At 72.8% G+C, this 21,290-nt stretch carries 18 protein-coding genes; 10 read left to right on the top strand and 8 right to left on the bottom strand.

Annotated elements, in window-relative coordinates; genetic code table 11:
* Positions 1 to 5: 5 nt before the first annotated feature.
* The 5 genes from WMF31_RS24055 to argJ form a co-directional block, all read right to left on the bottom strand.
* Positions 6 to 641 carry a TlpA family protein disulfide reductase gene (locus tag WMF31_RS24055; protein WP_436604177.1) on the bottom strand — a complete coding sequence of 212 codons (636 nt, stop codon included), beginning with the start codon at positions 639 to 641 and terminating at the stop codon, positions 6 to 8.
* A 25-nt stretch (positions 642 to 666) separates the two neighbouring features.
* Positions 667 to 1,134, bottom strand: coding sequence for a 3-hydroxyacyl-ACP dehydratase FabZ (gene fabZ, locus WMF31_RS24050; protein WP_129347277.1), 468 nt, complete (start codon positions 1,132 to 1,134; stop codon positions 667 to 669).
* Between the two features lie 29 nt (positions 1,135 to 1,163).
* On the bottom strand, positions 1,164 to 1,760 hold the full coding sequence (locus WMF31_RS24045; RefSeq protein ID WP_436604176.1) for an OmpH family outer membrane protein: 597 nt from the start codon (positions 1,758 to 1,760) through the stop codon (positions 1,164 to 1,166).
* Positions 1,761 to 1,885: 125 nt separating this feature from the next.
* Complete coding sequence (locus WMF31_RS24040; RefSeq protein ID WP_436604175.1) at positions 1,886 to 2,746, bottom strand: hypothetical protein; 861 nt, start codon at positions 2,744 to 2,746, stop codon at positions 1,886 to 1,888.
* Between the two features lie 326 nt (positions 2,747 to 3,072).
* Positions 3,073 to 4,248 (bottom strand): bifunctional glutamate N-acetyltransferase/amino-acid acetyltransferase ArgJ, encoded by a 1,176-nt coding sequence (gene argJ / locus WMF31_RS24035; protein WP_436604174.1) that lies wholly within the window; start codon positions 4,246 to 4,248, stop codon positions 3,073 to 3,075.
* A 253-nt stretch (positions 4,249 to 4,501) separates the two neighbouring features.
* Here argJ and WMF31_RS24030 point away from each other — a divergent pair, with 253 nt between their 5' ends.
* The 9 genes from WMF31_RS24030 (at position 4,502) to WMF31_RS23990 (ending at position 18,161) form a co-directional block, all read left to right on the top strand.
* The gene (locus WMF31_RS24030) at positions 4,502 to 6,112 is read left to right on the top strand and encodes a hypothetical protein (protein ID WP_436604173.1); all 1,611 of its coding nucleotides are present in this window, start codon (positions 4,502 to 4,504) and stop codon (positions 6,110 to 6,112) included.
* A gap of 10 nt (positions 6,113 to 6,122) precedes the next feature.
* A complete protein-coding gene (locus WMF31_RS24025) occupies positions 6,123 to 6,983 on the top strand; it encodes a hypothetical protein (protein WP_436604172.1) in 861 nt (286 codons plus the stop codon).
* Between the two features lie 215 nt (positions 6,984 to 7,198).
* Positions 7,199 to 9,142, top strand: a complete 1,944-nt coding sequence (locus WMF31_RS24020) for a DUF2169 domain-containing protein (RefSeq protein ID WP_436604171.1) — start codon at positions 7,199 to 7,201, stop codon at positions 9,140 to 9,142.
* A 119-nt stretch (positions 9,143 to 9,261) separates the two neighbouring features.
* Positions 9,262 to 11,664 (top strand): type VI secretion system Vgr family protein, encoded by a 2,403-nt coding sequence (locus tag WMF31_RS24015; RefSeq protein WP_436604170.1) that lies wholly within the window; start codon positions 9,262 to 9,264, stop codon positions 11,662 to 11,664.
* A 107-nt stretch (positions 11,665 to 11,771) separates the two neighbouring features.
* Complete coding sequence (locus tag WMF31_RS24010) at positions 11,772 to 14,429, top strand: DUF2169 domain-containing protein (protein WP_436604169.1); 2,658 nt, start codon at positions 11,772 to 11,774, stop codon at positions 14,427 to 14,429.
* The gene (locus WMF31_RS24005; RefSeq protein WP_436604168.1) at positions 14,422 to 15,531 is read left to right on the top strand and encodes a pentapeptide repeat-containing protein; all 1,110 of its coding nucleotides are present in this window, start codon (positions 14,422 to 14,424) and stop codon (positions 15,529 to 15,531) included. Before WMF31_RS24010 ends, WMF31_RS24005 begins: the two co-directional genes overlap by 8 nt.
* 10 nt (positions 15,532 to 15,541) lie before the next feature.
* Entirely contained in the window at positions 15,542 to 16,195 is a 654-nt protein-coding gene (locus tag WMF31_RS24000) for a DUF3540 domain-containing protein (protein WP_436604167.1), read from the top strand.
* Positions 16,196 to 16,211: 16 nt separating this feature from the next.
* Complete coding sequence (locus tag WMF31_RS23995; RefSeq protein ID WP_129347288.1) at positions 16,212 to 16,601, top strand: DUF4150 domain-containing protein; 390 nt, start codon at positions 16,212 to 16,214, stop codon at positions 16,599 to 16,601.
* 99 nt (positions 16,602 to 16,700) lie between these two features.
* Complete coding sequence (locus WMF31_RS23990) at positions 16,701 to 18,161, top strand: serine/threonine-protein kinase (RefSeq protein WP_436604166.1); 1,461 nt, start codon at positions 16,701 to 16,703, stop codon at positions 18,159 to 18,161.
* Between the two features lie 8 nt (positions 18,162 to 18,169).
* Here the strand turns inward: WMF31_RS23990 and WMF31_RS23985 are convergent, their stop codons facing one another.
* Positions 18,170 to 18,985: a fumarylacetoacetate hydrolase family protein gene (locus WMF31_RS23985; RefSeq protein WP_436604165.1), complete on the bottom strand. Its 816-nt coding sequence runs from the start codon at positions 18,983 to 18,985 to the stop codon at positions 18,170 to 18,172.
* A 114-nt stretch (positions 18,986 to 19,099) separates the two neighbouring features.
* A complete protein-coding gene (locus WMF31_RS23980; protein WP_436604164.1) occupies positions 19,100 to 19,684 on the bottom strand; it encodes a class I SAM-dependent methyltransferase in 585 nt (194 codons plus the stop codon).
* A 168-nt stretch (positions 19,685 to 19,852) separates the two neighbouring features.
* Here WMF31_RS23980 and WMF31_RS23975 point away from each other — a divergent pair, with 168 nt between their 5' ends.
* Positions 19,853 to 20,521, top strand: coding sequence for a DUF2293 domain-containing protein (locus WMF31_RS23975; RefSeq protein ID WP_436604163.1), 669 nt, complete (start codon positions 19,853 to 19,855; stop codon positions 20,519 to 20,521).
* Between the two features lie 100 nt (positions 20,522 to 20,621).
* Here the strand turns inward: WMF31_RS23975 and WMF31_RS23970 are convergent, their stop codons facing one another.
* On the bottom strand, positions 20,622 to 21,224 hold the full coding sequence (locus tag WMF31_RS23970; protein ID WP_436604162.1) for an HAD-IA family hydrolase: 603 nt from the start codon (positions 21,222 to 21,224) through the stop codon (positions 20,622 to 20,624).
* Between the last annotated feature and the right edge of the window lie 66 nt (positions 21,225 to 21,290).

The following is a 21,290-nucleotide window of genomic DNA, read 5'->3' as shown; positions in this document are numbered from 1 at the left end:
GGGGATCAAGGGGAGGTCCGGGCGCCGTCGCGCGGCCCGGACGGCGGCGCCGCGCGACGGCGCCCCGCCGCGGCGAGCAGCGCCTCGATCTCGCGGGCGAGCTCCTCTTCCTCGCCGCGCTCGTAGCCCGCGTGGACATGGCGCACGATCCCGCCCTGATCGATGACGTAGGCGGTCGGCATCCTCGGCGGGCGGTACCGCTTCGCCGTGCTCTCGTCCCTGTCCCAGAGGATCTTGAACCTGACCCTGGCCTCGTCCGCGAACGCCGCGATGTCCTCCTTCGAGGCGTCCTCCGGGGCGTCGAGCGACACCGCGATCACGGCGACCTCGCCGCCGAAGCGATCCGCGATCTCCTGGTATTGGGGGAACGACCTCCTGCATGGCCCGCAGTACGTCGCCCAGAAATCGACGATCACCACCTTGCCGCGCGCCTCCTCGAGCGTGGAGGGCCCCTCGCCGGTGACGACCTCGGCCGAGAGCGCGGGCGCCGCGGCGCCGATCAGGCCGCCGCCCTCGGCGGGCGCCGGCGTCGGAGCGGGGGGCGCGGCGGCGCCGCCGCAGCCCGCGGCGGGCGAGAGGGCGAGCGAGGCGCAAAGCGCGGCGACGATCCGGGCGAACGGCGGCGATGAGCTCGGGCGCATGGCGAGGGGCCCCTCCTCTCCTTCTTCAGGGGTCACGATCGACGACGGAGGCGAGCATCTCTCCCTCGGCGCAGCGCGTCCCGTCGACGCTCGCCTCGCCCCGGAGCTTCCAGACGTTCGAGCGGTGGTGCAGCACCTCGACGTAGAGATCGAGCCGGTCGCCGGGCGTCACGGTGTGACGGAACTTCGCCTTGTCGAGCCCGAGGAAGAACATGAGGTTCGCCTTCGCGTCGAACGGGTCGGACGCGTAGGCGAGGATGCCGCCGAGCTGCGTGAGCGACTCCAGGATCAGCACCCCGGGCATGATCGGCCGCTTCGGGAAGTGCCCCTGGAACCAGGGCTCGTTGTAGGTGACGCACTTGTAGCCGCGGATGCTCTTGTTCGCGGTCACCTCCGTCACCCGGTCGACCATGACCATCGGGTAGCGGTGCGGCAGGATCGACAGGATCTGGTGGATGTCGAGCGTCACGGGCTCGTGGGTTCGATCGGGCAAGGCCGGCTCCTTTCGCTGCGTGGAGCGCGCTACTTCGCGTCGTTCTTCTGCTCCGCCTTGTCGCCGCCCCCCTCGTCCTCGCCGCCGCCGGTGTTGTAGAGCTGGATGACCTGCTCCGTGAGGTCGAGATCGGCGCGGACGTAGGGGGCCGCCTGCTTGTCGAGGATGATCTCGTAGCCCGACCGCTTCGCGAGGCGGGCGACGATGATCATCATCTTCTTGATGATGGGCCCGGTGAGCTCGCCCTGCTTCTTCTGCAGCTCCTTGTTGTAGTCGACGAAGACGGTCTGGAGCTCGACCATCTGGCGCTGCCAGTCCTCCATCCGCTTCTGCAGCGCCTCGCGCGAGAGCACGCGCGACTGCTTCTCGATCTCCTCGCGCGCCCGCTGGAGCTCGGTCTGCTTGGCGTCGAGCTGCTGCTGCCGCCGGTCGAAGAGCTTCTTCAGCGTGGCCTGCGCGCGGATGCCGTCCTCGGTCTGCATCACCGCGTGCTGCACGTCGACGACGGCGAGCCGGGTCTCGGCGGCGGCGACGCCGGGGACGGCGAGGGCGAGCGACGCCACGGCGACGCGGGTGAGCCGGGCGAGGAGCGGCGTGGCCCGATGCACGGGGGAGCTTTCGACCATTCGAGGCGATTACCCGCCGCATGGCGGACGGTCAAGGTGCGCGGGCAGGTGCGGGGAGGGGAGGGCGCGTCGATCGCGGGCTCGGCCGCCGCCGCGACGGGACGGCGGCGCGAGGCGGGACTCGGTCAGCGGCACTCGCCGGAGATGCAGTCCTCGCCGTCGGGGCAGGGCACGTCGACCGAGCATTCCGGCGCGACCTCCTCCCGTGTCTTGCAGACGCCGTCCTCGCAGCCGACGAAGCGGCTGTCGATGCGCTCGCAGGTGAGATCGTCGCTGCACGGGTAGTGGCAATAGCCGTCGTCCATGCACTCCTGACCCTGGGCCGCGCAGGACGTCGTCGCGCAGCCGGGCTGCGGCGAGGGGTCGGCCATGCACGCGCCGGTCACCGCGTTGCACACCTCGCCGGGCGCGCAGTCCGCGTGGGTCTCGCAGGCGGTGGAGCAGACGCCGTCGACGCAGCGCGCGCCGCCCTCGCACGGCGCCGCGTCGCTGCACTCGGGGTTCGTGGGATCGGGGACGCAGACCCCGCGGTCGCACCGCGTGCCGGGCTCCTCGCACGGAGACCGGTCGTCGCAGCCCTCGGCGCACTCGCCGTTCACGCACACCCTGCCGGCGCCGCACTGGTAGCTGAACTCGCACGCCGCGATACAGAGCCCGTCGATGCACCGCGTCCCGTCGCCGCACGCGCCGTCGTCGTCGCAGGGGCACGTGGTGAGCTCCGCGTCGCAGGCGGCCTCGCTGCCGCCCGCGCCGCCCTGGCCCGCGCCGCCCTGACCCACGCCGCCGTGATCCGAGCCGCCCACGCCACCGTGCTCGGGCTCCAGCGGGCGGCACCCGTAGCCGTCACAGAGGATGCAGTCGTAGCCGTCGTCGTCGCAGTGGAGCGTGGCGTCGCCGCAGCCGCCGCAGCCCGTCGCGGTCGCGGCGAGCAGCAGGAACAGCGCGCCTCGGCCCAGGATCTTCGCAAGGGGTGATTGAAGAAGCATCGAAGTCCTCCAGCGGCGGCCGGCACCGGCGCGGCCCTCCCGCACGACTACCATGGCGCGCGCTAACACGCAGCGTGCCACCCGGAGGCGGCCCGGGCTCGCGGGGATGCCCGACCGGCGCTTCGCGCTGTGAACCGGCGTTCACCTGGGCTCGTCGCGCGAGGTTCACTCGCCGGCGGTCGTGGAGGCGGCGAGGGGGGCGCTCCGGGCCCGCGAGGAGCTCCTCCGCACGCAGCGCGCGGTCCCGGCCGGGGCGGAGGTGACGTGCGCGCGCCGCGGCCGGAGGGCCGGCGGGCCGACCCGCCGGCGCGGCCCGCCCCGGAGGCTCACGAGCGGTAGCCGGCGTTCACGTCGACGTAGCCGTGTCCGAGATCGCTCGTAAGGTAGGAGAAGTCGCCGGGGCCGCTGCCGAGCACGAGCTCGATGACGTAGGTGTCGCGGCCGAGCACCTCGTTCGCCCGGAGCTCGGCGTCGGGCCCGACCGCCACGCCGTTCCGCACGATCGGGATCCCGCCCACGAGGACCTGCGCCTCGGCCGGGTCGAAGGGGACGCCGGCGCGCCCCGCGGCGGCGAGCAGGCGCCCCCAGTTCGCGTCCTTGCCGAACAGCGCCGTCTTGACGAGCAGCGAGGTGGCCACCGTGCACGCCACGGCGCGCGCCGCGTCCCGCGTCGAGAGCCCGCGGACCCGGATCTCGGCGACGTGGGTGCTGCCCTCGCCGTCGGCCACCATCGAGCGGGCGAGATCGCCGCAGACCTCGGCGAGGGGGCGCATGAGCTCGTCGCGCGACACGCGGCGCTTCGACGCGCCGGAGGACAGGAGGATCACCGTGTCGTTGGTGCTGGTGTCCCCGTCGACGGTGCACGCGTTGAAGGTGGCGTCGCACGCCGCGGCCAGCGCCTCGTTCGCCTCGCCCAGATCGAGCGCGGCGTCGGTGAACAGGAAGACGAGCATCGTCGCGTGCGGGGGCCCCACGTCGGGGTGGATCATGCCGGCGCCCTTGCCGATGCCGAGCAGCGTGGCGCCGTCGCCGAGCTTGCGTTGCGAGAGCTTCGGCCAGCGATCGGTCGTGCAGATCGCCTGAGCGAAGTCGAGGTAGCCGCTCGGCGAGAGGCGCGCCGACAGCTCGGGGACGCGCTCGACGATCCGGTGCGCCGGCAGCACCGCGCCGATGACGCCGGTGGAGGCCGGGAGGACCTCCTCCTCGGAAGCGTCGATGGCGTCGGCGACCGCGCGCGTCGTGTCGAGTGCCGCCTTCCAGCCGGCCTCGCCCGTGCAGGCGTTGGCACAGCCGCTGTTCACGATGACGGCGCGGGCGTGCCCGGACCGGATGCGCTGCATGGCGATGTCCACGGGGGCCGCGCGCACCACGTTCCGTGTGAACATGCCGGCCACCGCCGCCGGCTGGTCGGCCACCGCGAGCGCGACGTCGATCCTTCCGTCTCTCCGGATCCCGGCGCTGATGGCACCAAAGCGAAACCCTGCAACTGGCTCGAAGCTCATGGCGGCGCGCAGTCTACGCACGAACGCGCGCAAAGAGAAAGCGGCAACAGGGACCGTGGGCCGCGCGCCGCGCGCTACGCGCTGCGCCACGTGGGCGACATGCGCACGCCGGGCGAGCGGCGGCGTGCGCCGGAGATCCTCGACTCCGGATCACCTCCGGCATCGCTCCGCTGTCCATCCCCGCGCGCGATACGGCGGATGTGAAGTCAGGGGGCGGCCGAGCTGAGCGCGGTATTTGCAAAGCTCTGGTGTCATGGCCGTCGTTCGGATCGTCGATATCAAGGGCCTGTATCTTCCAGGCTCGCCGGACACCTCGATGCCGGGGGGGACACGCGCGGCTCGATACAGCCCGGGGTACACGAGCCTGGACAACCGGGGGCGCATCTACATCAACCGAGATCTCGAGGGGAGCTGGGCGAGGAATACGCAGCTCATCGAGATCACCGTGGAGGTGACGGCCCGCGAGGGCGAGCTCCCGGACGGGGCGCGGATCCGCTGGAGCCAGCGGGATCCGGACGATCCATCCAATGAGCGCCCCGAGGTGCATCCGGACTGGGCTCCTCTCATCGACGGCGACGATTACGACGCGTGGGGCGCCTACGTGGGGCCGGTCGATGAGGACAACGAGGGGGCGCTGGACAGGCCCCCCGGCTGGGAAGAGGTGGAGGGATACGCGCTCTCCGACGTGACGGAGATTAGCGCGAGCACGGCGATCGTGGGGGCGAGGAGCAAGGTCCGGCGGCACATGACCGACATCGCAGGGGACAACGTGATCGTGCGCGCCGAGCTCGACGCCGGGGGCGACGCGGAGGCCGCCGACGAGACGGGGATCATGACGCTCTGGCGCCGGATCGACGTCGAGTACATCCGGATGGAGAGCGCGCTCGCGCTGCCCGTGGACGAGGTGCCGAGGCACTTCGAGCCGACCTTCACCCAGCTCGACTTCACGCCCGAGCGGGTGATCCCGGACAGGCAGCACATGGCGCCCGACGCGGGGGCGCTCGGCGATCTTGCCCCCTTGTTCGTGAGCGAGGTCTTCGCTCACGCCGGCGATCCTGGCTGGTTCTGCCTGATCGCCGCGCTCGAGCCGCACCCGCTCCCCGAGGTCCGGGGGGAGCTGCTGTTCTCCGGGACGGTCGCGATCCTGGACAGCGGAGAGGGAGAGCGGCGCAGGGAATATATCGAGATCCCGGGCGACCACCCGGACGCGAGCTACGTCACGTTCCGCTGGGGCGGCGAGGCGGTGAGCTTCTCGGTCGCGATCGCGACCGTCCTCGGGGACCCGCCGCGGACCCGGCTCTGGATCGAGCCGCACGACATCCAGAGCCGCTTCACCGCGGGCGACGGGTCCGTGGCGCACGCGTACAGACACCGGGTCTTCTTCTTCCCTCGCGCCCGGCTCAGGGGCGCTTCGTGGGAGCCCCCGGGCTACGGCGTCCCCGCGCGCGTCGAGGCGGACGTGCGAGGCCCGGGCGCCGCCTACACCGCGGGCATGAGCCCCACGATCGACATCGGGCCCGCGAGGTATTTCGCCGGCAGGACCATCCTGTTCACGCACCACAGGGCGTGGTGGGACGAGGCGCGCCGGCGGGGCCGGCGGGGCCACGAGCAACGCACGCTCCACACCATCGTCCACGAGCTCACGCACGCCTTCGGCATGCCGCACAAGTGCGGATACTTCGATTTCCGGACGCCGCGCGAGGCGACGTGCTGCATGAACTACCGGACTCACTGGATGATCGACGAGGAACAGCAGCTCATCCCGGGGACGGCCGGGCGGGTCGGCAACGACATGTGCGGGCGCCACGTGAAGGAGATCCGGCGCGTGCGCCTGGAGAACAACAGGGGATTGCGGTGGAGATGAGGGGGCCGTCATGTCGGATTGTGACGCGAGGGGCGAGAGGGACCCGGTGGAGCCGCCTGGCCTGGCGCTGCGCTCGATCGATCACGAGCGCCGCTATGTGCTCGGTTATCCCGTGCACGTGGCCATCACGGTGTGCGCTGACCCGCCCGGAGCCTATCTCCGGCGGTTGCCGTGGCCGAGCTGGGCGGGGAACGCCGGCGCCATCGGCGTCCGCCTCGTGCGGTCCGACACGCGCGAGGCGGTCGTGCAAACCGAGCCCTCGCCGATCGTGCTCCCCGAGCTCGGCACGCCGATGTTCCTCCTCGCGCCGGGCGCGTGCCGGCGCATGCTCATCGACGTCTCCTCGTATCTCCCCGCGGGGCTCGATCCCGGGAGCTACGAGCTGGCGATCGTCTACGACGCCCCGCCCGACCGCGTCGAGAGCGCGCCGGTGCCGGTCGAGCTCGCGGCCCCAGGCCCCGAGGAGCAGAGGGAGCTCCAGCGCCTCGCGCCCGAGCTCGCCCGCGCAGGGTCGTGGGGGCGCTGGACGAGCTTGCCTCCCGAGGACCGCACACCGGCCGAGGTGCGCGTGGGGCCGGGGGACCCGCTGCGCTTCAACCGCATCGTGCGCCATCTGATCCACGGTCCGGACGCGCTCTGTGACATCGATCCCGACGTGCTCGACGTGCTCGACGGGGTCTATGCGCCGGAGGCGCACGGGCTCCGCGCCGAGCTCTACGCCGCGCGGGGAGATGCGGCGCGCTTCGCGGAGCAGGCGGCGATCATCCGGGCCAGGTACCCGGGGCTCGCCTGGTGGATCGAGCGGATCGAAGCAGGGCAGAGCGAGTACGGCTTCATCGGAGCGTGCCGGGAGCGGCGGCGCGGGCAGTGAGCGGTGGCGCCGGCGCCGGGCTGGACCGCCGGCGCGCGGCGCCGTGCCCCGCGGGGGCGTCAGGGCCGCGTTCACGCGCAGATCACGAGATCGCTGCGCGTTCTTCACGCGCGGGAGGGTACTAGAACTCCGCGAGGATGCGCGGTGTCGAGGCGAGCGGTGGCCGATGGCCGTTGTCGGAGAGATCGAGCAGGAGCGCGCTCCCTCGCGGCGCCGTGACGCCGCTGCCCGGCGCCGAGGCCGCCGCCGTCCCCTGGCGCACCCAGGGCCGGCTCCACGTCACCGTGATCGCCAAGGCGAGCTTCGCCTTCGCGCCCGACGCGGTGATGTGGCGGACCGAGCCGCAGGAGATCCTCCGCGCGGAGGTCCATCACGGCAGGAACCCGGCGCGGAGCATCCGCTTCAGCGCGGATCTCGCGCCCTACCTGGGCCGCGCCGACGTGCTCTTCACGGGAGACGCGCACGCGCCGCGCGGCGCCCAGGTCCAGTCGTTGCCAGTGCGGCTCGCGGTCTACGGCGCGAGCGGCTGCGCGCTCGACAAGCGCCTCCTCGTCCGCGACGTCCGCCCGTTCCGGCGGATGCCCATCGTGTACGAGCGGGCGGCCGCCGGCGTGAACGGGTGGGAGAACCCGTTCGGCGTCGCGGCGAAGGACGGCCAGGCCAACCTCGTCGATCTCCGCGATCCGACGCGCCCTGCCGGCTTCGGCCCGATCGCGCGCGCCTGGCCCGCGCGCCACCGGCTCCTCGGCGGGACGCCGCGCGAGGCGCTCGAGGGCCCGAACGCGGAGATCCCGGCCGGCTTCGACTGGTCGTACTTCCAGGCGGCGCCGGCGGATCAGCGGATCGCGTTCCTGCAGGGCGACGAGTGGATCGTGCTCGAGAACCTGAGCCCGCTCGCGCCACGGCTCCAGATGCGCCTGCCCCGCGCGCGCGGGGTGGCGCGCATCCAGGGGCTCACCGCCTCCGCGGCGGCGGAGGGCGAGCTCGTCGAGCTCTACGCCGACACGCTCCGCATCGACGGCGCCGAGCAGCGGTGCACGGTGGTGTGGCGCCGGATCCTCCCCGTCCCCGGGGACGATGCCCTCGCGGCGCTGCGGATCGTGGCCGGCGTCGCGGTCGAAGGCGAGGAGATCGCGTGGCCCGACCTCGGCCCGGAGCCCGGGGAGCGCGTCGAGGCGGCGCCGCCGCCCCCGCGCCGGCTCGGCCCCGAGGGGACGCTCCGGATCGAGGACGCGCCCGGCGAGGCCGGCGCGCCGCGCGTGGATCCGGGGCTCACCGTCGGCCTCTCGGACCAGGACGTGGAGCTCGTCGACGCGGCGCCCGGCCCGTCCATCTGGGAGACGGTCGCGCTCCCCCGGGACCAGGCCGAGCCGGCGAGGCGCGCGCCGGCGCTCCCCTTCAAGCCCGTGGCCCCGCCGCCCGGCCCGGCGCAGCAGGATCAGCCTGGGGCCATCGCGGCGCAGCTCCGCGACCTGCCCACGACCACGACGCTCGCGCTGTCGAGCGCGGACGAGGCGCAGGTGAGCGTCCGGCCCGCGACGCCGTTTCCCATCGCGCCGTGCCCCGCGCCGCGCGTCGCGCCCGCGACGCCGCTCCCCGGCGCCCCCTGGTCCGGCGAGCGCGCCGCGCCGGCGCGCGAGCGCGACGAGCCGGGGCAGCTCCCGCCGCTCGGCGACGGCGACGAGGTGAGCCTCGCGCGCTGCGCGATCGTCGCGGCGGAGCTCGCGGAGCGGCCGGTCCCCCGGGCCGAGGTCCTCAGGGCGCACGGCCTCACCGAGGAGCGCTGGGAGGAGGCCGAGCGGCGATGGCAGGCGTCGATGGCCGAGGAGGCCAGGCGGCGCGAGCGAGCGCTCCGCGATCGGTTCGACGCCGCCTACGTCGCCGCCTGGGAGGCCGTGCGGGGCGCCCTCTCGCCAGCCGATTACGCGCGGCTGGTCGTCGCGGCCGAGCGCGGCGGCGTCGCCTCCCTGCTCGACGAGCTTGCGCTGCGGCGCACCGTGTGGGCGCGCATGAAGCGGCTCTGGGCCGCGCGGCTCGCCGGCGATCCGCGCCTCAGGGAGCGCGTCGAGGCCGAGATCGCGCGGCTCTCCGGGGCGCCCGGGCAGCGCGAGCGCGGCGGCGCTCCGGCGGCGCGCGCCGCCCGACATGACGGCGGGTGACGGGGCGCGCCGCCGTGACACGCAATCATCACATCGCTGTCGCGGACTGGCCTGTATAGTCAAGGTCCTTATCCTCAGGGCCGGGAGCCGACGCGCGCCGGCCACGGGAAATCACGATCATGCAAGACGCGTTTACCGTCAGCGCCAGCGCGCTCCCGTCCTCCACGCGGGTCGCGGGCTTTCGAGGGACCGAGGGGCTGTCGAGGCCGTACGCCTTCGAGATCTACCTCGTGATGACGAACGACGTGGGCCAGGACGTCGACCTCGCGCGGGTCGTGGGGACGAAGGCGACACTCCGCATCTCGCCGGCCGACGGCGGGGCTCCCCTCCTCGTGAACGGCGTCTTCGCGACCCTGGAGCTCGTCCACGCGTTCGGCGAGCGCTCCGTCTTCCGCGCCGTGCTCGTGCCGCAGCTCTGGAAGCTCTCCGTCTCCCTGCACAGCCGGGTCTTCACCGACCAGACGGTCCCCGACATCCTCAAGGCGGTGCTCGCGGGCGCGGGGGTCTCGGACTACGAGCTCCGGCTCGTCGGCAGCTACAAGCCGCAGGAGCACGTGTGTCAGTACCGGGAGAGCGACCTCGACTTCATCTCGCGGTGGATGGAGCGCGAGGGCCTCTATTACTACTTCGAGCAGGGCGACGGCGGAGAGACGCTCATCATCACCGACGACCGGGGCGTCCACGCGCCGCTCGGCGACAGGGCGGTCCGGTACGTCCCGCAGCTCGGCGAGCACAGGGGCACAGGCGAGCTGCTCTGGACCTTCACGTGCCGGCACACGTCGATGCCGTCCGCCGTCCGCATGAACGACTACGACTACAACAACCCTGCGGTCGAGATCTCCGGCAAGGCGCCCGTCGCGACGAACGGCGTCGGCGAGATCATCGTCCACGGGGCGCGCTTCTTCACGCCGGCCGACGGCAGCCGCCTCGCCAGGGTGAAGGCGGAGGCGCTGCTCGCGGGGCAGGTCGTGTACCACGGCACCGGGACGGCGTTCCACATGCGGCCCGGGTACACGTTCGAGCTCGAGGAGCACCCGCGGCCCGCGTTCAACGCGGCTTACCTGACGACCGAGGTCGAGCACTGGGGCAACCAGACCGGCTGGGCGCCCGAGCTGACGCAGCTCCTCGGGCTCACCTGGGACGACGTGTACCGGATGGAGGTCAAGGCCATCTCCACGGACGTCCAGTACCGGGCGCCGCAGCGGACGCCGTGGCCCCGCATCTACGGGACCGAGCACGCCGTCGTCGACGGCCCGGCGGACAGCGAGTACGCGCAGATCGACGAGCACGGCCGCTACGCGGTCAAGCTGAGCTTCGACGAGAGCGACCTCCGGGGCGGCAAGGCGTCGACCTGGGTGCGCATGCTCCAGCCGCACGGCGGCGGCGTCGAGGGGTTCCACTTCCCGCTGCGCAAGGGCACCGAGGTCCTGTGCAGCTTCCTCGGCGGCGACCCGGATCGCCCCGTCATCGTCGGCGTCGCGCCCAACGCGCTCAAGCCGAGCCCGATCACCTCGGCCAACAACACGAAGAACATCATCCAGACCGGGGGCAGGAACCTCATCGAGCTCGAGGACCAGGCGGGCGCGCAGCGCGTCGTCGTCAGCACGCCGACCGAGAGCACGAGGCTGTCGATGGGCGCGCCGGTCGACGGCCACAACCTCGTCCTCAGCACGGACGGCACCGGCCTGATCAAGACGGGCCAGTCCCTCGACATCGATGTCGGGACCTGGAGGTACGATCAGGTCGGCGACGACATGACCGTCGATATCGGGGGCATCAAGAAGGAGACCGTCGAGGGCGCGGTCATCGAGACGTACAAGGACCTCAAGAACGAGACCGTGACCGGCGTGGTCACCGAGGTCTACAAGGACGCGAAGAACGAGACCGTGACCGGCGCGGTCACCGAGCGGTACCTCGCCTCGCAGGACACCAAGGTCACCGGGCTGCGCAAGTCGGAGCACGGCACCGAGGAGACGACCGTCAATGGAACGGTCACGGAGGTGTACAAGGGACACTACAAGACCACGGTGACGGCGGGCGGACGGTACGAGGAGATCTCCGGGGGGCTGCACGACCAGAAGTTCAACAGCGGCTGGAAGGTCCACACCACGGGCAACGTCGACCACACCGCGACCGGCGATTACCTCATCAAGGCGAACCACTTCAAGGCGAGCTATAACGGGGACTGGCACGTCAAGATCAGCGGCATCAGGCTGCAGACCACCTGGGGCGGCCTGGTCAACGTCACGGCCGGCCTCGGCACGCTGAACATCGTGACGCCGCAGCGGACAGAGGTGATCCTGGGAGCGAAGGTGGATATCGTCACCCCGGTCAAGTACGAGCTCACCGCGGGCATCAACAGCAAGCAGACAGGGGCCGAGTTCAAGCAAACCGTGGTCAAGGGCTGGAACGCGGGCGTCCGCCTCGGCAACGCGGGGGTGACGGTCAGCAAGGATGCTATCGCCAAGGTCACCTCGACGGGGGCCCAGGTCTGGCATTCGTTCATCCACATGTTCCACTAGGCTCTGTCGATCGAACGCGGCGGCCGGCCCGATCTCGACCGGCGGATCGGTCCGCGGAGCCGTTCATCAGACCCATCGACAGCGCCCAGGGCGCCACCGCGAACCTCATGAAGACCATCAAGCCGAACCGGCTGGGGCTGCTCACCAAGGTGTTCGAGAAGGACGGTGCGCCGTACCTCGTCGTCACCCTCCTCGTCTTCTTCCCGTTCGAGTCGCCGAGGCGCCTGCTCTACGAGCAGAGCCTCTGGAAGCTCGTCGGCGCCGAGCTCGGGAGCGACGCCATCCTCGACGAGTGCATGCCGAAGCTCCGGGGAGAGCTGCTCGTCAACGGCCGCTGCTTCACCGCGGGCGGGGTCCCGCGCCCCGCGTGCTCGGTGCGGGTGCAGCTCGGGGCGGTCGACAAGACGCTCTATGTCGTCGGGGACCGCCGCTTCGGGCTCCTCGGGATGACCGAGCCGGAGCCTTTCACCGAGATGCCGATCACCTGGCAGAACGCCTTCGGCGGCGAGGGCTACGCCCCGAACCCGATCGGCAAAGGGGTCGCGCCGGTGCGCGGCGAGGGCGGCTCGGTCCATCCGCTGCCCAACATCGAGGATCCGCGCCGCCTCATCCGGTCGCCCGGCGACCGGCCCCCGCCCGCCGGGTTCGGGAGCTACGATCCGACCTGGCCACAGCGCTTCTCCAAGGTCGGGACGTACGACGGAGCGTGGCTCAAGGAGCGCTTCCCGGAGCTCGCAAGGGATTTCGACTGGACCTTTTACAACACCGCGCCGCCCGACCAGCAGATCGCGGGATATTTCCGGGGCGACGAGGTGTTCGTCATCGAGCACATGCACCCCGAGAGGCCCCGGATCGAGGGGGCGCTGCCGGGGGTGGCGGCGCGGTGCTTCATCAACCAGAAGACCGGGGAGGGGGAGTCCTTCCAGGAGATCGCGACGCGCCTCGACACCGTCCGGCTCTTCCCCGACAAGGAGCGCGGGATCCTCGTCTATCGCGGGGTGCTCAAGATCCGCGAGGACGACGCGGCCGACGTGCTGCACCTCGTCGCGGGCTGCGAGGCGATGGGCGAACCCAGGCCGGTCGAGCACTACCGGACCGTCCTGGCCCAGCGGCTCGACAAGGAGAGGGGGCATCATTTCCTCCTGCGCGACGCGGACCTCTTGCCGCCCCCGGAGCCGGGCGCGGGGACGCTGCCGGACGACCCGCAGGCGGAGATGACCCGGCTGCTCCAGTCGGAAAAGCTCATGCAGAAGCGCGCCCGCGCGAGGGCGGAGCGGCAGCTCGAGGAGGTCAAGGCGCAGCTCCGGGCGCAGGGGCTCGATCCGGAGCCGCTCGTCGGGCCGCTGCCGCCGGAGGACGACCTCCGCGAGCCCAGCCTGGACGAGCTGCCGGCGTTCGTCGAGCGGGTGATGAGCCAGGCCGAGGAGGTGAAGGCGGACACGGAGGCGCGCCGCGCGGCCGAGGAGCAGCGGGCGCGCGCCGAGTGCGCGAAGCACGGGCTCGATTACGACGCGATGGTGCGCGAGCAGCGGAAGCAGGGCAGCGGTCCGCCGAAGTTCTCGGCCAGGAGGGAGATCGAGCGGCTCGAAGCGCTGGCCCAGATGGCGCGGAACGGCGGGGTCGACTGGCCCGAGCTCGAGGCGCAGCTCGCCGATCCGGAGCTCTGCGCGCGCCTCATCGAGGTCGAGGAGCAGATGCGCTCTTCCTACCGGAAGTTCGCGCACCACTTCCCGGCGGCCTCCCGCCTGGAGGGCGACGAGGCGGCCCGCCTGCGCGAGGAGGTGATCGCCGGGCACCGGGCCGGGGAGAGCTTCGCGGGGCGCGATCTCACGGGCGCCGATCTCTCGCACCTCGACCTGTCGGGCATCGATCTCGAGGGCGCGATGCTCGAGGCCGCGGCCCTCACGGGCGCCCGGCTGCGCGGCGCGAACCTCGCCGGCGCGGTCCTGGCGAGGGCCGATCTCGTCGGCGCCGACCTCACCGGGGCGAACGTCGCGGGCGCGAACTTCGGCGGAGCCAGGCTCTGCGACGTGAAGATGCGCGGCGGACTCGACCTCACCGGCGCCGTGCTGGCCAGGGCCGATCTGTCGGGCGCCGACCTGACCGGCGCGCGCCTGTCGGGCGCCGACCTGTCCGAGGCGACCTTCGAGGAGGCCGACTTCAGCGGCGTGACCGCGCAGGACCTCGTCGTCATCAACACCGATCTCTCGGGCGCCCGGCTCTCCGGCGCAGACCTCGAGCGGTGCACCTTCATCCAGGTCAACGTGGAGGGCGTCGACCTCGGCGGCGCGAGCCTCCGCGCTTCGGTGTTCCTCACCGGCAAGGGCGACGGCGCCGTCTTCCGCGGCGCCAGGCTCGACAACCTCCGCATCCTCGCGGGCTCGTCGTTCGCCGGCGTGGACTTCCGCGGCGCCTCCCTCGAGCAGGCCAACCTGCGCGGCACCTGCCTCCGCGGGAGCGACTTCACCGAGGCCAACCTGCGGAGCGCCGATCTCAGCGAGTGCGACCTCACGGGCGCTCGCCTGGACCGCGCCGTCGCGGCCTCCGCGCTGCTCATGCGGGCGGATCTCTCGGGCGCCTCGCTGTCCGGGATCGATCTGATGCAGGCGGTGCTGCAGAAGGCGAAGGTCGGCGACGCGAACCTCGAGGGGGCCAACCTCTTCCGCGCCGACGCCGCCAGGATGCGCGGAAACGCCGCGACGAGCCTGAAGGGCGCCAACGTGAAGTACGTCCGCTTCATCGCCCCGCGGGAGAGCCATGGATAGAGATGAGCTGATCGAGCGGGTCGAGGGCGGCGAGATCGTCCACGGCGTCGACCTCTCCGGGGCCGACCTCTCCGGGGTCGACCTCTCCGGCGTGATCTTCGACAAGGTGAGCTTCGCCGGCGCGAACCTCTCGGGCGTCCGGCTGAAGGAGTCGATCGCCAACGGTTGCAGCTTCCGCGGCGCGCGCCTGTCCGGCGCCGACATGCGCCTCGCGTCGATGGTCGACTGCGATCTCGCGGGGGCGAAGCTCGACGGCGCCTCCCTGATCTCGGCGCAGTTCACGGGCGGCGATCTCTCGTCGATCGACCTCGCCGGCGCGGACATGACGCTGGCGAGCGTGATCAACACGAACCTGTCGGGCGCCCGGCTCGCGCGCGCCGGCCTCGACCGCGCCGTCCTCGCGGACGTGCGGACCGAGCGGATCGACCTCTCGGGCGCCGCGCTGAAGCAGACGGCGCTCGTCCGCGCCGATCTCTCGAGCGCGACCCTCACCGGGGCCGTCCTGGAGCTCGTCGTCCTCGTGGAGGGGAAGCTCGCCGGCAAGGACCTCTGCGGGATGTCGTTCACGATGACCCAGTTCACGGGCGCCGATCTCAGCGGCTGCGACCTCTCCGGGGCGACGCTGACGCAGTGCTCGTTCAAGGACGCGAACCTCTCCGGCGCCCGGCTCGACGGCGCGCTCGCCGGCCGGACGCTCTTCGTGAACGCCGACCTCACCCGCGCGAGCCTCGCCGGGGCCGCGCTCAAGGAGTCGGTGCTCACGGGCGCGCGCCTCATCGAGGCCGACCTCTCCGGGGCCAACCTGGAGATGTGTATCCTGACCAGGGCCGCGTGCCTGCGCGCGCGCTGGACCGGCGCGAACCTGACGTACGCCGACCTCTCGCACGCCGACGTTTCGGCCGGCGATTTCACGAGGGCGACCCTGTTCCGCGCGCGGCTCCACCGGATCAAGGACGACGGGGCCGTCTGGTCGGATCGGGCTGCCGCCCTCGGCGACGACGCGGATCTCGCCGAGGCGGAGCAGTGGCAATCACGTCGTCTGGGCGGCGCCCGGGTGAGCCAGGAGCCCCCGGTCACAGGGCCCTGGGCGGTCACGCGTTGAAGAGGGAATCATGCGCAGTCTGGCGAGAAAGCAGGAGCAAAGGGTTCAGGTCACGCAGGAGCTCGGGACGGTGGTGCGCGCCGGCGGCGCGGCGCTGGTCGTCCGGACCGACGCCGGGGAGCTCCAGGCGCGGCGCGCCAAGGGGTGCCTCCTCGAGCCCGAAGCGGGCGACCTCGTGCTCGTCGCCGTCGTGACGGACGGCCGTTGCTACGTGCTCTCGGTGCTGGAGCGGGAGGCCGGCGCGCCGGCGAGCCTCGTCGCGGACGGCGACCTGAACATCAAGCTGCCGGCCGGCCGCCTCGGTATCGCCGCGCAGGAGGGCATCGGCCTCGTCTCGGCCAGGGAGGTCTCGGTCGTCTCGGCCGGCCTCTCGGTGAACGCCGTCGACGGCGACGTCGCGCTGCAGCGCCTGTCGTTCGTCGCGACGTTCCTCCGCGCGGAGCTCGACAAGGCCAAGGTCCTGGCCGGGAGCCTCGACTCGGTGCTCGATCGGCTGTCGCAGAGGGTGAAGCGCGCGTACCGCACCGTCGAGGAGAGCGACCACCTCCGCGCCGAGCGGGTCGACTACGTCGCGAAGAAGACCATGAGCCTGCGCGGCGAGAACACGCTGCTCACCGCCCAGGAGCTCGTGAAGGTGGACGGCGAGCAGATCCACCTGGGTTGAGGGAGGAGGAGGCGTCATGTTCGCGAACACGCAGATGGGCGGGATGAACCTCGGCTTTCCGGACGTGTGCCTCACGCCGCCGGTGCCGGTCCCGGTCCCTTATCCGAACATGTCCTTTGGCCCGGTGAGCGCGCCGGCCGCGTACAACGTCCTGTTCATGTGCGCGCCCGCCCACAACCTGCTGACGCAACAGCTGGTCTCCGTCGGCGATCAGCCCGGCGTCGCCCTGGGGGTCGCGTCGGGCACGGTCATGGGGCCATCCCGCCATATCACCGCGGCGTTCACCTGCCTCGTCGGCGGCATGCCGGCCACCCGCCTGACCAGCATGAGCCTGCAGAACTCCACGAACTGCCCGGGGATGCGGATCGTGCCGAGCCAGGTCAAGGTGCTCGTCCTGTCGCCCTGAGCGCCCTCGCGCCCGGGCGAGGGCGGGCTGTCACGTGCCCCTTGACCGCGGCGCGTCGGGTTCCGAACATCGTCCGAACCTGGAAGAGAAGGTTCGGCCATGATCGACGCGTCGACGCTCGGCAAGGAGCTCGCGGGCAGGTACAGCGTGGAGGGGCTGCTCGGCACGGGCTCGATGGGCGCCGTCTTCCGCGCGCGCCACCTCGCGCTCGCCCGGCCGGTGGCGATCAAGGTGCTCACGGGGCACGCGGACCCGAACGCGGGGGAGCGGATGCTGCGCGAGGCGCGCATCTCGGCCCTCATCAAGTCGCCGCACGTCGTGGGCTGCTACGACTTCGGCTTCCTCGCGAGCCGGTCGCCGTTCATGGTGATGGAGTACGTGGGCGGCCCGTCGCTCGGCGCGCTGCTGGCGAAGGGGCCGCTGCCGCTCGACGAGCTCAGGCGCTACATGCTCCACGCCGCGCGAGGGATGGCCGCGGCGACCGAGCTCGGGGTGATGCACCGCGACCTCAAGCCCTCGAACATGCTGATCGCGCCGTCCGGCGAGCTGAAGGTCGCCGACTTCGGCCTCGCGCGCCTGACGGCCACGACCGGGCCCTCGGCCCTCCGGGAGCAGCCGCTCACGGCCACGGGGACGGTGCTGGGGACGCCGTTCTACATGGCCCCCGAGCAGGCGTGGAGCCCGCAGGAGAGCGACACCCGGGCGGACATCTACAGCTACGGCGCGTCATTTTACCACGCGGCCACGGGGCGGAGGCCGTTCGAGGAGCAGGAGCTGCTCCCGCTCCTGCTCGCGCACCGGCAGGACATCCCGGCCCGGCCGCGGGCGCTCCGGCCCGAGCTCGACGAGGACGTGCAGGCCGTCCTGGAGCGCTGCCTGGCCAAGGATCCGAAGGACCGCTTCCAGACGTTCGAGGAGATCGAGGCCGCGCTCGTGGGCGCGCAGAGCACGCGCTGGGGGGATCCGCACGACCTGACGCTCCGCAGGTACATGCAGCAGTACCAGCGCGTCCGCCCCGTCCTGCGCGCGGGCGGCCCCGCCGGGCCGGTCACGGCGTTCCAGCTCCACGGGGACCGGACGCTCTCGATCGTGCGCGCGAACATCGCGAGCGTGTCGGCCGACGCGCTCGTGAGCGCCGACGACGGGCAGCTCACCATGTCGGGCGGCGTGGCGCTGGCGCTGAACCAGGCGAGCGGCGGCGTGTGCCACCTGGAGACGCGCAAGTACGTGCCCGTGCGCCACGGCGGCGTGGTGGTCAGCGCCGCGGGCCGGCTGAACGCGCGGTTCGTGTTCCACGCGATCACGCTCGACTGGGATCACGTCGCGACCTACCGGCCGACCCGCGATCTCATCCTGCGGCTCCTGGAGGGGTGCTTCTACCACGCGGACACGATGAAGCTCAGGAGCATGGCGCTGCCCCTGCTCGGGGCGGGGAGGGCGGGCTTCTCCCCGGCGGAGTGCCTGGACACCATGGTCGAGTTCCTCGTGAAGGCGATGCTGCTCGGCGGGACCGGGCTGTCGCACGTCACCATCGTGCTCCGGGACGGGCAATCGTTCTGAGCGCGGCCTCACGCCCCGGGAGCGCCGGTGTGCCGCGGCGCCTCGACCGACACGCGCAGCGCGCCGCCGAGGCCGCGCGCCGCCGCGGTCGCGCCCAGGATCTCGAGGGCGAGCTCGTCGCCGGCCACGAGCGGCCCCACGCCCTCGGGCGTCCCCGTCGCGATCACGTCGCCGGGCTCCAGGGTCATCACCCGGCTGATGTACGCGACGAGCGCGGGCACGCCCCAGATCATCTGCGACGTGAGCCCGTCCTGCCGCACCTCCCCGTTCACGAGGCCCCGCACGCGGAGCGCCGCCGGATCGAGCTCCGTCTCGATCCACGGCCCCGTCGGGCAGAACGTGTCGAACCCCTTGCCCCGCGTGAACTGCACGTCCTTCCGCTGCAGATCCCGCGCCGTGACGTCGCCCAGGCACGTGTAGCCGAACACGTGATCGAGCGCGTCCTCCTGCCGCACGGCCTTGCAGCGGCGGCCGATGATCACGCCGAGCTCTGCCTCGTGCTCGACCCGCTGGCTCTCCGGCGGGAGCACGATGGCCTGGCCCGGACCGATGAGCGCCGACGGCGGCTTGAGGAACAGGAGCGGCTCGGCCGGGATCTCGTGGCCCAGCTCCCTCGCGTGCGCGGCGTAATTGCGCCCCACGCAAACGATCTTGGTGGGGAGCACGGGGCAGACGAGGTCGACCTCGGTCCACGCCACGGCCTCCCCCGTGGGCTTGCCGCCGAGCCAGGGCGGGGCGTCGTGCACGACCGCGGCGGCGCCGTCGAGGCGGGCGAAGAAGGCCGGGCGATCCTGATCGGGGGGCGCGAGGCGGGCGAAGCGCATGGCGCGAGCAAAGCGCGATCCCCGCATCGCAGCAAGCCCGGGTTCCGCGCGGCGATCGCGCGCTCCTGTCCGCGGTCGCGGCGCGCCGCCCTCCTGCGGGCGGCGGTCTCGCGGTCAGGCCGCCGGCGTCGCGGCGCCCGGCCGGCGCGCGACGAGGCGGGCCTCGTGCCTGCCCTCGTCCAGCCACCCTTCCTCGTAGCGGACCACCTCGAGCGCGTCGGGGAGCAGCCGGGGGAGCTCGCCGTCCTCGAGCAGAAAGCGCGCGCTCGGGCGCGGGTGCCGGGCGAGGTTCGACCGCGTCGGGTGCACGACCACGAGCGACCCGCCCGGGGCGAGCTCCGCCGCGCACGCCGCCAGCCTGCGATCGAGGAAGTGGACGATGAGGATCAGGTCCCAGGGCCCGCCGGGCAGCGGATCGCGGTCGAGATCGACGGCGACGGTGCGGAGCGCGAGCCCCTCCCGGGCCGCGGCGCTCCGCGCGATGTCGAGCCCGACCTCGGAGATGTCGGCCAGGGTCACGTCGAGCCCGCGACGCGCGAGCCACAGGGCGTGCCGCCCCGCGCCGCCGGCGAGATCGAGCGCGCGTCCGCGCCGGGGGAGGAGCGGATCGAGCGCCGTGAGCGCCGTCGACGGCGCGCCCGGATCCGCGCCTGCCTCGCGATGGCGAGCGTCCCACCTGATGCGATCGTCGTCCGACACCCTGGCCTCCCGGTGCGGCGGCCATTGGAGCACGGAGGTGGGGGCCCAGGAAGGCGCTCCGGCGAGCTCCCGGCGCTCCTCCCGCGGCGCGCCCCGGCGCGCCCCGGAGCGCGCCGGCGGCTTTCTTTACGCGCGGCGCGACCTGGCCTAGACGCGGGCCGCCCTGCCATGCCCGAGTCCCTGACCCTGGCCCCCACCTCGGATCCCCGCTGCTTTCGCGCGCCCGACGGCGCGCTGCTCTCGCCGCCCGAGGGCTGGGCGTGCCTGCCTCCGGGGGACGCCGGGCTCACGCGCCGGGTGAAGCAGGCCGGCCCGTCGTGGGTGGTGGTCGAGAAGCGCGGGCGCAAGGCGTTCTCCCGGGGCCTCTGGGCGCCGGCGGCCAACATCGAGGCGGCGCGCGCCGCGCTCGAGGCCGAGCGGAGCACGCCCGCCTACGCCAGGAAGCGGGAGGCGGACGCCCGGCGGCGGGAGCGCGAGCAGGAGGCGTACGTGCGCGAGTTCGAGGCCGAGGTCGCCGCGTTCCTCCGGTTCTCGCCGCGCTACGCGGCGCTTGGCCGGGCGCTCGCGGCCCGGGTGACGCAGCACGCGACCCCCGTGGGCAGCGGCACCGTCGCCCGCACCGAGCGCATCCCGGTCGCGCGGCGCGCGGAGTCCGCCGTGATCGCCTGGATGCGCCACCAGACGACGGCCTACGACACGATGTCCATCCCGCGCGTCCGGGGCATGCGCCGCGAGGTGCGGCGCGATCTCGCGCAGATCTCGCGGGCGCTCCTCGACCTCCACCGCGGCGACGCGCCGCACGAGCGCGCCTCGTGCCCGCTGTGCGCCGCGCTCTGAGCCGCTCCCCGGCGCGCGCGCTTCACGCGCCGTGAGGCGAGGGGCGAGGGGCGAGCCGGCGTGGAGGCGGCGCGCGCCGCCCGCGGCCCGGCCGGGGGCCTCAGGGGTCGAGCAGCCCTTCGCGGACGAGCCGGGCGCGCAGCCCCTCGGCCCCGTCGAACACGTGCGCGCGCATCCCGACGGCGGCCGCCGCGTCGCAGTTCCCCGCGCGATCGTCGACGAACAGGCACGCGGCGGCGTCGACCCCGGTGGCGCTCACGAGCCGGTCGAAGAACTCGCGCGCGGGCTTGCGGGCGCGCAGGTGGTGGCTCGAATAGACGCCCTCGAACAGGCCGTCGAGCGCGAACGTCTCGCGCAGCTCCTCGACCCATACGGGGTAGTTGCTCGCCACGAACCGGAGCGCGCGGCCGCGGAGCGCCTCGATGATCTCGCGCACGCCGGGCAAGAAGCGGTACCCGGCGCGGCGCACGCGGTGGAACGCGTCGATGTCGAGCGTGGCGCCGGCGCCCCGGGCGTCTTCGCGGAAGAACCGGCGGACGAACTCGGCCTCATCGATCGCGCCGATCTCGAACTCGGGCCAGCAGGCGGGGTCGCGGGCCTCCGCGAGATCGAAGGGCACGGCCCGCGTCGCCGCGGCGAGCGCCTCGCGGTACGGGTCGTAAAGGACCGTGTCCATCAGATCGAAGCACACCGCGCGAACCATGACGCAGAGCCTAGCACCCGCGGCGCGCCGGGGTGAGGGCGTCGAGCACACCGGCGCACAGGCGCG

It is taken from the genome of Sorangium sp. So ce1036 (assembly GCF_051369805.1).
Lineage (GTDB): Bacteria > Myxococcota_A > Polyangia > Polyangiales > Polyangiaceae > Sorangium > Sorangium cellulosum_F.
The sequence above is the reverse complement of the archived record's forward strand: the minus strand, read 5'-3'. Positions and strand labels throughout refer to the sequence as shown.

Excerpts from the sequence above, each read along its gene's own strand:
- WMF31_RS24055 (WP_436604177.1), bottom strand. The coding sequence starts at position 641 with ATGCGCCCGAGCTCATCGCCGCCGTTCGCCCGGATCGTCGCCGCGCTT.
- WMF31_RS24045 (WP_436604176.1), bottom strand. The coding sequence starts at position 1,760 with ATGGTCGAAAGCTCCCCCGTGCATCGGGCCACGCCGCTCCTCGCCCGG.
- WMF31_RS24040 (WP_436604175.1), bottom strand. The coding sequence starts at position 2,746 with ATGCTTCTTCAATCACCCCTTGCGAAGATCCTGGGCCGAGGCGCGCTG.
- argJ (WP_436604174.1), bottom strand. The coding sequence starts at position 4,248 with ATGAGCTTCGAGCCAGTTGCAGGGTTTCGCTTTGGTGCCATCAGCGCC.
- WMF31_RS24030 (WP_436604173.1), top strand. The coding sequence starts at position 4,502 with ATGGCCGTCGTTCGGATCGTCGATATCAAGGGCCTGTATCTTCCAGGC.
- WMF31_RS24025 (WP_436604172.1), top strand. The coding sequence starts at position 6,123 with ATGTCGGATTGTGACGCGAGGGGCGAGAGGGACCCGGTGGAGCCGCCT.
- WMF31_RS24015 (WP_436604170.1), top strand. The coding sequence starts at position 9,262 with ATGCAAGACGCGTTTACCGTCAGCGCCAGCGCGCTCCCGTCCTCCACG.
- WMF31_RS24010 (WP_436604169.1), top strand. The coding sequence starts at position 11,772 with ATGAAGACCATCAAGCCGAACCGGCTGGGGCTGCTCACCAAGGTGTTC.
- WMF31_RS24005 (WP_436604168.1), top strand. The coding sequence starts at position 14,422 with ATGGATAGAGATGAGCTGATCGAGCGGGTCGAGGGCGGCGAGATCGTC.
- WMF31_RS24000 (WP_436604167.1), top strand. The coding sequence starts at position 15,542 with ATGCGCAGTCTGGCGAGAAAGCAGGAGCAAAGGGTTCAGGTCACGCAG.
- WMF31_RS23995 (WP_129347288.1), top strand. The coding sequence starts at position 16,212 with ATGTTCGCGAACACGCAGATGGGCGGGATGAACCTCGGCTTTCCGGAC.
- WMF31_RS23990 (WP_436604166.1), top strand. The coding sequence starts at position 16,701 with ATGATCGACGCGTCGACGCTCGGCAAGGAGCTCGCGGGCAGGTACAGC.
- WMF31_RS23985 (WP_436604165.1), bottom strand. The coding sequence starts at position 18,985 with ATGCGCTTCGCCCGCCTCGCGCCCCCCGATCAGGATCGCCCGGCCTTC.
- WMF31_RS23975 (WP_436604163.1), top strand. The coding sequence starts at position 19,853 with ATGCCCGAGTCCCTGACCCTGGCCCCCACCTCGGATCCCCGCTGCTTT.
- WMF31_RS23970 (WP_436604162.1), bottom strand. The coding sequence starts at position 21,224 with ATGGTTCGCGCGGTGTGCTTCGATCTGATGGACACGGTCCTTTACGAC.